9 protein-coding genes and 1 pseudogene are annotated in these 14,208 nt (G+C 59.6%); 2 read left to right on the top strand and 8 right to left on the bottom strand.

What is annotated here, in order from left to right; translation table 11 throughout:
* Positions 1 to 31: 31 nt before the first annotated feature.
* The 7 genes from nifB to nifH all read right to left on the bottom strand — a co-directional run bounded on the left by nifB (position 32) and on the right by nifH (position 9,092).
* Positions 32 to 2,797: a nitrogenase cofactor biosynthesis protein NifB gene (gene nifB, locus DESU86_RS08990; RefSeq protein WP_179980742.1), complete on the bottom strand. Its 2,766-nt coding sequence runs from the start codon at positions 2,795 to 2,797 to the stop codon at positions 32 to 34.
* Positions 2,798 to 2,904: 107 nt separating this feature from the next.
* On the bottom strand, positions 2,905 to 4,347 hold the full coding sequence (gene nifE / locus DESU86_RS08995) for a nitrogenase iron-molybdenum cofactor biosynthesis protein NifE (protein ID WP_179980743.1): 1,443 nt from the start codon (positions 4,345 to 4,347) through the stop codon (positions 2,905 to 2,907).
* Between the two features lie 59 nt (positions 4,348 to 4,406).
* Positions 4,407 to 5,771, bottom strand: coding sequence for a nitrogenase component 1 (locus tag DESU86_RS09000; RefSeq protein ID WP_179980744.1), 1,365 nt, complete (start codon positions 5,769 to 5,771; stop codon positions 4,407 to 4,409).
* A gap of 2 nt (positions 5,772 to 5,773) precedes the next feature.
* Complete coding sequence (nifD, locus tag DESU86_RS09005; RefSeq protein WP_197957554.1) at positions 5,774 to 7,363, bottom strand: nitrogenase molybdenum-iron protein alpha chain; 1,590 nt, start codon at positions 7,361 to 7,363, stop codon at positions 5,774 to 5,776.
* 11 nt (positions 7,364 to 7,374) lie between these two features.
* Positions 7,375 to 7,752, bottom strand: coding sequence for a P-II family nitrogen regulator (locus DESU86_RS09010; protein WP_179980745.1), 378 nt, complete (start codon positions 7,750 to 7,752; stop codon positions 7,375 to 7,377).
* Positions 7,753 to 7,761: 9 nt separating this feature from the next.
* Positions 7,762 to 8,088 (bottom strand): P-II family nitrogen regulator, encoded by a 327-nt coding sequence (locus tag DESU86_RS09015; RefSeq protein ID WP_179980746.1) that lies wholly within the window; start codon positions 8,086 to 8,088, stop codon positions 7,762 to 7,764.
* Between the two features lie 182 nt (positions 8,089 to 8,270).
* The gene (gene nifH, locus DESU86_RS09020) at positions 8,271 to 9,092 is read right to left on the bottom strand and encodes a nitrogenase iron protein (protein ID WP_179980747.1); all 822 of its coding nucleotides are present in this window, start codon (positions 9,090 to 9,092) and stop codon (positions 8,271 to 8,273) included.
* Positions 9,093 to 9,745: 653 nt separating this feature from the next.
* Between nifH and DESU86_RS09025 the strand changes: the two genes are divergently transcribed.
* Positions 9,746 to 11,368, top strand: coding sequence for a sigma-54-dependent Fis family transcriptional regulator (locus DESU86_RS09025; protein ID WP_232088309.1), 1,623 nt, complete (start codon positions 9,746 to 9,748; stop codon positions 11,366 to 11,368).
* A 518-nt stretch (positions 11,369 to 11,886) separates the two neighbouring features.
* Here DESU86_RS09025 and ggt read toward each other — a convergent pair.
* Complete coding sequence (gene ggt / locus DESU86_RS09030; protein WP_232088310.1) at positions 11,887 to 13,644, bottom strand: gamma-glutamyltransferase; 1,758 nt, start codon at positions 13,642 to 13,644, stop codon at positions 11,887 to 11,889.
* Between the two features lie 187 nt (positions 13,645 to 13,831).
* Here ggt and DESU86_RS09035 point away from each other — a divergent pair.
* Positions 13,832 to 14,116, top strand: a pseudogene (locus DESU86_RS09035) (hypothetical protein); the annotation flags it as partial.
* Between the last annotated feature and the right edge of the window lie 92 nt (positions 14,117 to 14,208).

Here is a 14,208-nt window from a genome sequence, read left to right on the forward strand (position 1 = left end):
AGCCTCGGGCCGCGCCGCGAGAAGGATGAACTCAGCCGCAAAGGGCCCTGGCTGCCTCATTAACGGCTGTGTCTACCTTCTCGTAACGTGTAAATACGCTGATGCCCCTGTTTTGCAGCTTTTCCAGAGGGCTCGCGCCGATGCGCAGGGCCACCACGCCCTCGCAGTCCTCAACGGCGGCAAGAATGCCGTCCATGCGCCCCGTCTTTTCACCGCAATCATCCATACCCTTGCAGTAGCGGGACACGCTGCGCGTTTCCACAAAGCTGGCTTGTTGTCCGTCGCTTTCATAGATGAAGAACTGGTCTGCCTGGCCAAAGTGCTGATCCACGGTGCCGCCCGTCTTGGAGGCCACGGCTATGCGTATGCGCCGGGCAATGGGCGCGGGGCTGGCTGCGGGCTTCATCGCCGCCGCCGGGGCCTGGATCTGGGCAGGGGCCGGGATCTGGGCAGGGATCGCGGCAAGCCCCGCGTCAATTTTGACGGGCCGGTAGTCAATGGAGCGGTCGTCACCCAGCAGGCCTATGGCGTCAGCCCGGCACTGCTTGCAGTGGTACATCTGCTTCAGGGTCGGCTCGCAGCGCTTGCGCATGTCCGTAAGTTCCTTGTTGCTCACAAGGGGCATGTGTTCGAAGGCGCTGCCCTTGACGGGAATAAGCTGCATGATGTTGGTCATATGCGCGCCAAGGTCGCGTACGGTCTCCACAACCTCGGGGATGTGGTGGTCGTTGATGCCCTTGAGCAGCACCGTGTTGACCTTGCAGACAATGCCCGCCGCCGTGAGCGCCCGCAGGCCCGCCAACTGGTTTGCCAGAAGCAGTCCAGCGGCGGTTTCGCCCGTGTAGCGCTTGCCGTTGAATTCGGCGTAACGGTAGACGCGCGCCCCGATGGCGGGGTCCACGGCATTGATGGTCACGGTGGCGTGGCTCACGCCCACGCGCTTCATGTCCTCCACAAACTCGGGCAGGGCCAGGCCGTTGGTGGACATGCAGAAGGTGATGGCCGGGTCTTCGGCGCGGATCATTTCCAGCGTGCGAAAGGTGGCCTCGGCATTGGCAAGGGAATCGCCAGGTCCGGCTATGCCCACCACCGTAAGGTTGGGCATGTCGCGCCGCACTTCAATGAAACGCTCAAAGGCCTGCTGAGGCGAAAGCACGGCGGTGGTCACGCCCGGGCGGCTTTCGTTGGGGCAGTCGTACTTGCGCAGGCAGTAGTTGCAGCTCAGGTTGCACAGGGGCGCGATGGGCAGATGCAGCCGGGCGGACGTGGAGCAGGCGCCGCAGCTGAAGCAGGGGTGGGACGCCGTGCGCTCGCTGATGCTGGGAACAGCAGGCGATGGCGCAGGCCGTGCCGTATGCGGCACGGCCTGCGGTTCCACCGGACTACAGGTGAGGTCGCTGATTGGGGTGTTGGCGTTTTTTTCCTCTTCTTCCCTGTAGTACTTGTGGAACAGTTCTTCGCGAAAGCTGACCTCAGTACGTGCCAACATGGCGTTGGCGGTGGACTCCATCAACGAGGTTGCTCCGTCGTACAGCACAAGGCGCGTGCGCTGGCCGCCCATCCTGTCGTGAATGGGAAAGCCGTAGCGCAGCAGGGGGATGTGGCGGCGCTCCTCAATGCGGCGGCCATCGCCATTGCCTATCATGAGGTTCACGTCGTGGTGCAGCAGCGCGTTTTCAATGGCCGTAAAATCGGCGAAATCAAGGATGTCGAAACTTTCCACAAACTGGGTTTCAGCGGCCTTGGTCAAGATCGGGCGCAGGGCCGCGTCCAGACCGGGACAACGCGCGCCCGTGGCCACGACCACCGGCGTCACGCCGTTTTCACAGCAGGCGTGCGTGAGGGCGTGCACCATGTCCGGTTCGCCGAAGATGGCGGCGCGGCATTGGGCATTGTACTTGTGGGCGTCTATCATGGCGTCCAGGTGCCGGGCGCGATCCTGCCGCACACTGTGAGGCATCTGCCCGCCCAGGGCTTCAAGGGTGGACACAAAGGCGTCGGAAAGGCTCAGGCCCACGGGCAGGCCCATGCGCAACAGGGGCACGCCGTGGGCTTCGCGCAGGTATGCGCCGGGGGAGTATTCCTCAGGGCAGAAGGGGGCCAGTTCCAGCGTTATGCGCGCCCCGGCCATGAGGGCGATGTCTTCAAGGGTCGTGCCGTGCTGGGGCAGACGGTTGTAGGTTTCCTCGTGGCCGCCGTCCAGATTCTGCGAAAGGTCGGGCAGCAGCACGTAGCCGAGCCCGCTCGCGTCCAGCAGGGCCTTGAGCGCCCGCGTGTCGGCGGCGGAAAGGTGCCCCGTGATGATGTTGACGCGGCCGTTGGGCGTGGGATTCATAGGCACCTGGCGCACCACGGCGTGCAGCGCGCGGAAAAATCCTTCATACTGCGAACCGCCGTAGCCGGGTGAGGCCACGGATATGATGGCGGCCTTCACATCCGGGTGGCTTTCGTAAAAATCCCTGATGATGGCGGGCACGTCCTCGCCAATGGTTTCGGCCAGGCAGGTGGTGGCTATGCCGATGACCTCGGGATCATACAACCTGATAAGGTTTTCCAGCCCCTTGATGAGGTTTTTTGCGCCGCCGAACACCGTGCCCTCTTCGGTCAGGGAGGAGGAGGCGATATCCACTGGTTCGTTGTAGTGGGTGGCCATGTGCCGCCGTATATAGGTGCTGCACCCTTGCGAACCGTGCAGAATGGTCATGCACTTTCTGATGCCGTAAAAAGCTGTGGCCGCGCCCAGGGGCATGCACATCTTGCAGGGGTTGGTGTTCAGGTTTACCAGGTTGGCGCTCATGGTCGTCTCCTTGTTTCCGCGGGCGGAAGCGGCGCGGTCTTGCGATATGTCTGGGCGATATGTCTGGGCTGTGCGGCTGGGCAATGCGGCTTGGCATTGCCTTTTGGCTATGCGTGGCTGGCTGACAGGGCCTGGCGCACCAGGTCTGCCTGTACTGCGGCCGTGGCCGCGTAGGAATCGGCCCCTCGCGTGTGTTTCCAGACGGGGCTGCTGATGGAAAGGTTCACCTCGCGGGTGAAGTTTTCCACGCCTTCAAAACCGCCCAGAGCGTGCTTGCGCTCGTGGTTGTGGTCGCAGAAGGCAATGCCCAGCTTGTACGCCAGGGGGCGTTCCTTGACGCCGCCCACCAGAATGTCCGCACCCTTTTCCTTCATGAAGGCTTCCAGTTCCGCCGGATTGGCGTCGTCCAGAATGACGGTGCCGGGGTTCACCAGGCCCGCGATGATTTCATAATCTTCGGGCTTGCCGGTCTGGGTGCCCACAAGCACGGTTTCTATGCCCATTTCGTTGAACTGACGGATGAGCGAGATGGCCTTGAAGCCGCCGCCCACAAAGATGGCGGCCTTTTTGCCCACAAAGTGCGGCTTGTAGCGGTCAAGAAAGTCCGTGGCTGCAACGGAGCGCTTGCCGATAATGGCCTCGGCGTGGTGCAGGGCCTGCACGTTGCCCAGGCGCTCGGCCACCTGCCGCAGGGCCGTTGAGGTGTCTTCAACGCCAAAGAAGCTGGCGCGCATCCAGGGCACGCCCAGTTCGTCTTCCATGCGGCGGGCGAGGTACATCATGGAGCCTGCGCACTGCACGATATTGAGTTGGGCGGCCGGAGCCTTGATAAGCGCCTCATAGGCCGCGTCGCCGGTGATGGCGGCAACAACGGGAATACCCATGGCGCGCAGGTAATTTTTGATGATCCACATTTCCCCGGCCAGATTGTAATCGCCAAGGATGTTGACGCCCTGGATCTTGGGCTGGCCCGCGTGCGGCAGCATGAGCTGCATGAGGGCGTTGCAGGCCATGCGGTAGCCTGTGGACTTGGTGCCCGAAAAGCCCGGAGCCTTGACCGCGATGACGCGGATGCCGTGCTTTGCTTCGGCCTGGCCGCACACGGCTTCAATATCGTCGCCGATAACGCCCACGATACAGGTGGCGTACACAAAGATGAGCTTGGGCGCGTAGTTGGCCACGGCCTCGTCAATGGCGGCGGCGAGTTTTTCCGCTCCGCCGAAGACGATGTCCTTTTCCTGAAGATCAGTGGAAAAACTGTTGCGGTACAGTTCAGACCCGCTGGTCAGACTGCCGCGAATGTCCCAGGTATAGCTGGCGCAGCCGATGGGGCCGTGCACGATATGAAAGGCGTCGGTAATGGGGTTGAGCACCACGCGCGCACCGCAGTACACGCAGGCCCTCTGGCTCACGGCCCCGGCCACGCTGGCCGTGTCGCAACGCATGCCGTTGCCGCCGCAGCCGCCACTGTTCCCCTTCGTGGTATTCGCGCCATGTTCTTCCTTGGTGTGGATGGATTGGCGACGTTCTTCAAGTATTTCTGCAGACATGGGGAACCCCCTCGCGGGGCGGAGCCGTGACGGCCCCGCCCGATTGCGGCCTTGCGGCCCTACATAACAAGTTCCAGATCTTCGTCCGCGCAATTGCGGTCGTATTCGTCCATAAGGGCGTCAGCGATCTTGGCGGCCAGATTGAAGGCCCCACGGTAGCCCACGATGCTCTGCGAGCCGTGTCCGTAGCGGTCGAGCACGGGAAAGCCCGCCCGCACCAGGGGAATGTTTTCGGCCTTGGCTATCTGCTTGCCGTGCGAGTTGCCCAGCAGAAGATCCACAGGTTCGTTCTTGATGAACTGATGCAGGTCAAAGAGGTCCTTGGCGGCAAATGCCTGACACTGCGATTCCTTGCCGTATTCCTTGAACAGGGCCGTAGCCAGCCTCACAAAAGCATCGCCGGGCGTGCCCGTGAGCACATAGGTTGGAGTCATGCCCAGTTCGAGGCAAAAGCGGGTCAGACCAAGCACCGTGTCGGGGTCGCCGTACACAGCCACCTTTTTGCCGTAGAAGTAGGGGTTGGCGTCCAGCATGAGATCCACCAGGCGGCCGCGTTCTTCTTCCAGGTAGGGGTCAACGTCGCCGCCGTTGAGCGAGGCCAGCGCCATGATGAAGGTGTCGGTGTCGGCCAGGCCGAGGGGCAGGGGCAGCAGGTCGAAGTCCACGCCGCACTTGCGCTTGAGCTGGCTTGCCGGCTCCTCACTGGTGAGTCGGCCCATGGCCATCACCTTGCGGCAGGAGCCCAGCGAGCGGATTTCATCAATGGTGGTGCCGCCGTCAGGATACATCTTGTATTTGCCGGTCATGGGGGCGTCCATGACGTTGGAGCAGTCGGGGAACATGATGTTTCTGATCTTCATGCGCTTGAGCATGTGCTTGTATTCGCGGATGTCGCCGGGGTTCACAAAACCGGGAAAAACCCCCACCGTCTCCGTGGCCTTGCCCTTGGCGGCCAGATACTTGATGAAGCCCGCCATCATGTTGGCAAAGCCCGTGACGTGCGAACCCACGTAGCTTGGCGTGTTGCAGTGCACCACAAGCTTGCCGTCGGGGATGTCCATTTCCTCAATATAGGTATTGAGATCGTCGCCGATGGTTTCGGAAAGGCAGGTGGTGTGCACGGCAATGATGTCGGGATCGTACACGTCAAAGACGTTCTTGGCACCCTGACGGATGTTGGGGCCGCCGCCGAACACGCATGCGCCTTCGGTGAAGGAGCTGGAGCAGGCGATGGCAGGTTCCTTGAAATGGCGGCTCAGATAGGTGCGGTGATAGGATACGCACCCTTGCGACCCGTGGCTGTAAGGCATGCAGTTGTGCACGCCAAGGGCCGCGAACAGCGCGCCTACGGGCTGACAGGTCTTGCAGGGGTTGATGAGCGCGCCCGTGCGATTGATGTGGGTCTTGGGTGTGAGGTCGAGCATTACTATTCTCCCACTGTGCCTTGCAGGGTGGCGCGGGTCTTCCAGGGCGGAGTGACCATGTGCCACGCCGGGGTGAAGAAGCCAAGGCAGACGTCTTTGGCGAACTGCACAGCGCCCTTGAAGCCGGCGTAGGGGCCGCTGTAGTCATAGCTGTGCAGCTGACGGGAGAGCGTGCCGGCCTTTTGCAGGGCGTACTTGTCCTTGATGCCGGAGAAAAACATGTCCGGCTTGAGAACTTCCATAAACTTGTCGGCCTCGTACATGTTGAGGTCGTCCACCACAAAGGTTCCCGCGTCCATATCACGGATCATGCCGTCGTATTTTTCCAGAGGAATCAGCGCGGTAAGCTTGTCGTACTCTTCCTGGGTGAGATAGGCGTGGTACTTCTTGTCGTCCTTTTCAACCGTGATGTGTTCGATGTTCTTGCTGTCGGCGTCGTCCTTGATGTCGGGGATGACTTCGCGGCCTTCATAGTCGTCGCGGTGGCCGAACTCGTAGCCTGCCAGCACGGTGCGCACGCCCAGTTCCTTGAGCAGGCCCTGGTAGTGGTGCGAGCGGCTGCCGCCCACGAAGAGCGCGGCGGTGAGGCCATTGAGGCGGGCCTTGGCGGCGGCCATTTCGTCCTGAACCTCGGCCAGTTCCTCGGCAATGACCTCTTCCGTGCGTTGGATGAGGGCAGGGTCGCCAAAGAAGGCGGCCATGTGGCGCAGACTTTCGATGGTGCCTTCAAGGCCGATGAAGTTGACCTTGAGCCAGTCCACGCCGTACTTGGTCTTCATCATTTCGGCGATGTAGTTGATGGAGCGGTGGCACTGCACAAGGTTGAGGTTGGCCTTGTGGGAACTGGCGATACGTTCTATTTCGCCGTCGCCCGTGAAGACGGAGACCACTTCATAGCCTATCTTTCGCAGTATGCGTTCCTGCTCCCAACCGTCGCCGCCGATGTTGTATTCGCCAAGGATGTTGACGGAATACTTGGTGGCGGGCTCATAGTCGCCCGTGCCGATGACCCTCTTCATGAGGCCGTTGTTGGCGATGTGGTGCCCGGCGGACTGGCTGACGCCCTTGTAGCCCTCGCAGTTGTAGGCCACGCAGCGGATGCCGTACTGCTCTTCAGCCTCGGCGGCCACGGCCTGGATGTCGTCGCCGATAAGACCCACGGGGCAGGTGGCCGCTATCATGATGGTCTTGGGACTCATGAGCTGCATGATTTCGTCAATGGCGGCCTTGAGCTTTTTTGTGCCGCCAAAAACGATGTCCGGCTCCTGCAGGTCAGTGGTGAAGCAGTACTGGATGAAGTTGGGCACGCCTTCTTCAGCCCTGGCCTTGTTGCGGCGTGTGCCCCAGCTGTAGAAGCCGCAGCCCACGGGGCCGTGGGTAATGAGCACCATATCCTTGATGGGGCCGAGCACCACGCCCTTGCAGCCTGCGTAACAGCAGCCGCGGTTGGTCATTATGCCGGGGATGGCGCGGGTGTTGGCCGTGATCTGCTGCGCCTCTTCCGGATTGATGCGGAGCATGTGCTCCTTGCGGTTCTTGAATACCTTGGCGTTATAGCGCTCAAGCACTTTGGCGCTGGCGTCCATAGTCATAACTACCTTCCTTATGCGTCAACGCGCTCGCCCGTACGAACCACGTAGGATTCTTCCACCGGCATGACGAATATCTTGCCGTCGCCGGGGTGGGCGGTGCTGTTGGCTTCTATGATGGCCCTGATAACGGCGTCGGCCTTGTCGTCGGGCACGCAGATGTTGAACAGGCGCTTGGGGATGAGACGGCCAACCTCGGTCAGCGATTCTCCCGTGGGAGTGCGCGGCAGTTCGCCGTTTTCCATAACCATGCGCAGGGTGGCGTTATCCATGCCTTTTTTACCCCTGCCAAGGCATTTGGCGCAGCTGAATGAAGGGCAACCCGCCTTGGTCAGGGCTAATTTTGTGGGGCCGACCATATTGGCCCGCACGATGGCGACAATCTCCTGCATGGCGGCCTCCTACAAACCGGCGGCGCCGGTGCTGATGGTCCATGCCTCGCTGACGGATGAAACAAAGATGCGCCCGTCGCCGTAGTGGCCGTTTTCGCCAGTGCGGGCCACGTGCAGGATAACGCGGATGGCGTCGTCCTTGTCTTCATCGTTGACCACAAGCATGAGCATCTGCTTGGGTATTTCGTCGTACTGCACATCGCCGACCATGATGCCTTTCTGTTTGCCCCGGCCCACCACTTCCAGCTTGGTGACCGCAGGAAACCCGGCGGACATGAGCTCGGAAAGCACTTCAGTGGTTTTTTCGGGGCGAATGATGGTGCGGATCATCTGCATTTTGTGTTCTCCCTTGTCTTGCGTCGCCTGAAGCAGCAAGGCTGTTCCGGCAGTTGGGGAAGCCGTCCGTTTTACGGTTCGGGCGCAATGTGTTTGCGCTGCGCTGTTTCAAACGGACGGTTGCCTGTGGAAAGCGTGGCTCCGTCGCAAAATCTCTTTCGCGAAATATCTTCGCGAAATATTTAGGCGTCCAGGATGCCGTGTTCCATCAGCAGTTCTTCAAGCCTTTCCTGGCTCAGGGGCTTGGGAACGACGAACATGTCGTTGCCGTCAATCTTTTTGGCCAGGGTACGGTATTCGTCGGCCTGTCCGCAGGAAGGATCGAACTCGATGACCGTCTGCTTGTTGATTTCAGCTCGTTGCACCATGTTGTCGCGGGGAACGAAGTGGATCATCTGGCTGCCGATTTCCTTGGCCACTGCGGCCACAAGCTCGGCTTCGCCATCAACCTTGCGGCTGTTGCAGATGATGCCGCCCAGGCGCACGCCGCCGGTATTGGCGTATTTTTTTACGCCCTTGCAGATGTTGTTGGCGGCGTACAGCGCCATCATTTCGCCAGAGGCCACGATGTAGATTTCCCGGGCCTTGCCTTCGCGGATGGGCATGGCAAAGCCGCCGCACACGACGTCGCCCAAAACGTCGTAGAAAACGTAGTCAAGATCCTCGGTGTAGGCGCCGAGGCGTTCCAGAAGACCGATGGAGGTGATGATGCCGCGCCCGGCGCAGCCCACTCCCGGTTCGGGGCCGCCGGATTCCACGCAGCGGATGCCCTTGAAGCCTTCTTTGAGCACCAGATCGAGGTCGATGTCCTCGCCTTCCTCACGCAGGGTGTCCAGCACGCTCTGCTGGGCAAGGCCGCCGAGGATGAGGCGGGTGGAGTCCGCCTTGGGGTCACAGCCCACGATCATGATGTGCTTGCCCATTTCGCCGAGACCGGCATTGAGGTTCTGTGTGGTGGTGGACTTGCCGATGCCGCCCTTTCCGTAAATTGCTACCTGGCGCATGTGAATCCCTCTTGCTTTGATGGTTGCGCGCCTATGCGCTTGTCACGCTTTGTGCAGAAAGTGTGCCCTTTTCATAATATGCTAAAATATTTGATAATATTCCTATAGAAAATTTTATCGTGATACTATTTTGTGCTGTGCGGGCTGTTGGGGCCTCCGCGGGGATAATTTTGTCAACATGAGGTTTTCGTTGCTAAAATGTAGAATTAATGCCTCTGGGCAGATTTTTCTGGTACATTTTTGCAACGCGCGGTAAGGCAGGACGCAAAGCCTCCACGACCGCGTGAACTAGGCTGCGCGCGCATTTGCCGCCGCAGCAAAAGCGCCTGCGCGGCATGGGGGCTGGATATAGGGCATGCGGATTCTTTTTGACGTCAGGTCGGCCTGTGGATATATTTCAGGCGAACGAGGAGTTCAGCCCTTGGGCGGGCTCCGGCTGGACGCAAGTGCCATGCTGTAATTCTGAGATGTCGCTGTACCTATGGAGCCTTTCGGTTCCACCTCCCCCCAGGGTTCAGTCCGGCAACCGCAGGCGGGCATGCCTGTTGCCGAGCGTCGCATGTTTCGCCTACAGGCGTTCATGCTGTTTCCGCCTTTAGCGCGGATGTCGCCCGTACCGGAAATTCCGGTTCAATCCTGGAAGCGAGGCCACCGTGCAGTGCAACGCGACACCCTCCCTGTTGTTTATGAATGCGGGGCAATGTCTCGACACCCTTGACCGGGTGCTGACGGCTCTTTCCCCTGGCCATTCCTTTCAAGAATCCTTGCAGGAACTTCTGGCGGCCCTTGCTGAAGACATGCATTTCGACAGGCCGCACATCGTGGTGCAGGACCCGGACAGCGGCGAGTTGCGGCTGTCTCTGTCCTACGATCAGGCCGACTCCCCGGAGGCGGCCTATGCGCCGGGGTCGGGCATCACGGGGCAGGTCTTTGCCGAGGGGCGTCCCATTATTGTGCCCTGTATGCGCGGGCGGGCGGATTTCAAGAACCGCATGTTCGGCCGCAGTGAAGAAGAAATGGCCCGCCTGGCCTTTATCTGCGTGCCTGTGCATGTGGAAAACGGCGACAAGACCGAAGTGGTGGGCATCCTCAGTGCCGATACGCCCACAGCGCCCCAGGCCGAACTGGATTTGCGCTGCCGTTTTTTGCAGACGGTGGCCATTTTGGTGGGCAGGCAGGTGGCCTGGTTGCAGGAAGAACTGAGCAGAAGGCACGCCTGCATACTTGCTGACGAACCCTTGGCCAACGGACTGCCATCATCCATCATCGCCCGGTCAAAAAGCATGCATCACGTGTTGCGACGCCTGACGCAGGCCGGGGCGGGCAAAGCCACGGTGCTGCTGCGGGGCGAATCCGGCGTGGGCAAGGAGCTCATGGCGCAGGCCCTGCACGCGGCCAGCCCCCGGCGCAATAATCCGCTGGTGATGCTCAACTGCGCGGCCCTGCCTTCAGAGCTTATCGAAGGCGAACTGTTCGGCTGGCGCAAGGGGGCCTTTACCGGAGCGGTGCAGAACAGGGCGGGCTTGTTCCGCCAGGCCGATGGGGGCACGCTTTTTCTGGATGAGGTGGGAGATCTGTCGGCCATAGCCCAGGCCAAGGTGCTGCGGGCCTTGCAGGAAGGCGAGATACAGCCCCTGGGCGACGAGCGGCGCATCAAGGTGGATGTGCGGCTGGTCTGCGCCACCAACCGTCCGCTGGAAGAACTGGTGGAGCAGGGGCTGTTTCGTGAAGACCTGTACTACCGCATCAATGTCTTTCCCGTGTTCATCCCGCCCCTGCGGGAAAGGCCGGAAGACATCCTGCCCATGGTTGAGCATTTTATCGAGATGTTCAGCAAGGAATACGGGCGGCCGGTGCGGCGCGTCTCAACCCCGGCCATTGATATCCTGCTTGCCTACCACTGGCCCGGCAACGTGCGCGAACTGCGAAACGTGCTGGAAAGGGCGGTGCTCATCTGTGACGACGCAGTGCTGCGCTCGCACCATTTGCCGGGCATGCTCCAGGGTGAAAAGCTCGGCGCGCCCATCTGGGCGACGGGCACTATGGGCCTGACGGAAACCGTGGCCAATGTGGAGCGCGAGCTCATTATCGCCGCCCTGGCCAAGGCAGGGGGCAATATACACCAGGCCGCACGGGACTTGAACATAACATATCGTATCATTTATTATAAAATGAAGAAGTACGATATTGATTTCAAAAAGTATCTGTCCCCCAGCATAACGGGTTCAAGGGCGGCAGCGCTGACGCCAGGATCAGAGACGCGCGGCATCTCGTAGCGCCAGAGCGGAGCAGCGCCGGGACGGTATTTTACAGGCGTGGCGCCGGAGACGCCGTTAGCTCGTGCTCTTCCCGTGGCGTGGCGCACTGCCGGATTTATTCACACAGGGGCATGTTGGCGTAGAGAAGCCGGCATGCCCCTGTTGCAGCGTCTAGAGCATTTACACTGTTTCAAAGGTAAAATGCTCTATCCTCTAGGGAAACGCTGATCTATTCCGTTTGGCGGTTTTGCTTCATTTTTTTTGAAACAGTCCAGGACGGAAGAGTCCACTCCTGCTTGAAAAAAGATCACGCCTTGCCAAAGGAAATACCTGCGCGTTTCCAGGAGACTCTTTTATCGGTGCTTCCCCGGATATCCGCTGTCCAGATGTCCGCTGTCCAGGGCATCACCGTGGTCGGGTTGTGCTGTACGGGCAACGAACGGCTCATGCGCCAGGAGTTTCAGGGGGTGGCCTGTGGGGGAGGGAGCCTTTTGCAAAAGGGCCTCCCCCACAGGGCATTTCAAAGGTAATCCGTTCTAATACGCAGCGGCAAGGCCGTCGCCACGGGGGTCGGTCGCGCCCTGGAGCACGCCGCTGGCCTGATCCACAAGAATGGCGCCGGCATGGCCCATGGTGTCGGTATAGTCCTCAACCGAGCGCACAGGATGTCCGCGACGTTGCAGTTCATCCACGACATTTTTGGGGATTCGTCCCTCAAGCTTGAGGTCATTGGAAGCTGCGCCCCAGGTGCGGCCATAGAGCCAGCGGGGCGCGGAGATGGCCTCTTGCGGCGTCATGCCAAAATCGACCACGCGGGTGACAATGGCGGCCTGGGTCTGGGGTTGGCCTTCGCCGCCCATGGTGCCGTATACCAGAAAGGGTTTGCCGTTTTTGAGCAGCATGGCGGGGTTGAGCGTGTGGAACGTACGCTTGCGTGGCTCAAGATGGTTCACGTGGTTTGGATCAAGCGAAAAGAAACTGCCCCGGTTCTGCAGCAGCACGCCTGTGCCGCCCGCAACGATGCCAGAGCCGAAGTCGTGATAGATGCTCTGGATCAGTGAAACGGCATTGCCTTCAGAGTCCACCACGCCAAGCCAGATAGTGTCGCCCTTGGGGTCAAGGGGCGTCACCTTTTCAGCGGCCTTGTCCATGCGAATGCGTGCGGCCTGCTCTTTGCCATGCTGCGCAGACAGCAGATAATCCAGAGGAATCGTAACAAAATCAGGGTCGGAGAGGTATTTGTCGCGGTCGGCAAAGGCTTCTTTTGTGGCTTCAATGAGGGCGTGATAATAGTCTGCCGTGCCTTGGCCCATGGCCTTGATGTCAAAATTGTTAAGCACGTTCAGGATTTCCAGCGAAGCCATGCCCTGGGTGTTGGGGGGGAAGTTCGCCGCCTTGTAGCCCCGGTAGTCGGCGTAGATGGGCTTTACCCAATCCGCCTTGTGCGCCGCAAAGTCGCTGAGCGTCAGCAGGCCGCCGTTGGCCTGCAAATCGGCCACAATACGCTTGGCAATGTCGCCTGTGTAAAATTCTTTGGAGCCTTTGTCGGCAAGTTGGCGCAAAGTGCCGGCCAGTTCGGGCAGGCGCATGACCTGACCCACCGTGTAGGGGCTGCCGTCAGGGTGCAGATAGGTTTTGCGGAAGGCGTCAAACCGCTGCAGGTTGCGGAATTCAGAGTCGGCAGGATTGGTGTTGATCTTGCTCCAGAAAGCCAGCGAGGTGCTGACAGGAAAGCCCTTGTCGGCATAGTCAATGGCCGAGGCCAGCAGGTCTTTCCAGCGCAGGGAACTCTTCATGCTGCCCTTGCTGTATTCGTAAGCTGCTCCCCAGCCCGAAACCACGCCGGGAACAGTGTTGGCTGCCAGGTAGCCGCGCGAAGGTATTTTGGAGACCCCCTTGGACTTGTAAAAATCGATGGTGGCTTTTTCGCCGGAGCGGCCGCTGGCGTTCAGGGCCTTCAGTTCTCCGGTTTTGGCATTGTAGATCAACCAGAAGTTGTCGCCGCCCAGCGTGCACATCTGCGGATAGACCACCGCCAGCGTGGAGGCCGTGGCAATGGCCGCGTCTACGGCGGTTCCGCCTTTGCGCAGAATCTCCAGCCCGGCCTGGGAGGCAAGGTAGTTGGGCGAGGTGACAATGCCCCGTGTGCTCAAGGGGTTTGTGGCGGCAGAAATGGTTGCCGTATACTGGGGGGCGTCTTGCGCATGGCTTGTGGCGACGGGCGACAGCAGGCCGCAGGCCAGCATGACCGGCAATGTCTTGCGCTTTGCCAGAGACAGAAAACTCATAAACATCTTATACTCCTTCTCGAACTGGATGTTTTGTGTGTAACTGTCTAAAACGATTGCAGTATTTATTCCATTTCAAATAGTGTTTTATTTTAGGTGTTTGAATATTTTCATTGTCGTTATTTAATACATTCTTGTTTTAACTTTGCGTTGCTGAAACGTTTTTGTCGCAAGATATCCTGCCCGTAGTGGAGTAGAGCGTGGCTATCAAAAGCATTTTCAAATTCAGCACGGCGATAACGAATTTGCAAACAAGCATTTTCACAGTAACGGGATTGTAAGTTTTTGGGCTTTTGCAAAAACTCGGCTCGTGCGGTTTAGCGGCTTGCACAAACACACTTTTTATTTTCATTTGAAAGAATGCGCGTTTCGGTTTAACCATCGGCGGCTGGATGCTCGCGCCAGGGCAGGGACGTGCGGCGCAATGTCTGCCAGAGGATACCCGCCATGCGCGCTGCGTAACAATGCATCATGTTGAAAAGAGAAAAGCCGGGGCACTCCGGCTTTTTTGCAGGTGCAATTTTAAGATTGCATGCCGTAATGGTTCCGGTTAATTTGTGGGGTTATTTT

Origin of the sequence: Desulfovibrio sp. 86, assembly GCF_902702915.1 — a bacterium.
In the GTDB taxonomy this organism is placed as follows: Bacteria; Desulfobacterota; Desulfovibrionia; order Desulfovibrionales; family Desulfovibrionaceae; genus Desulfovibrio.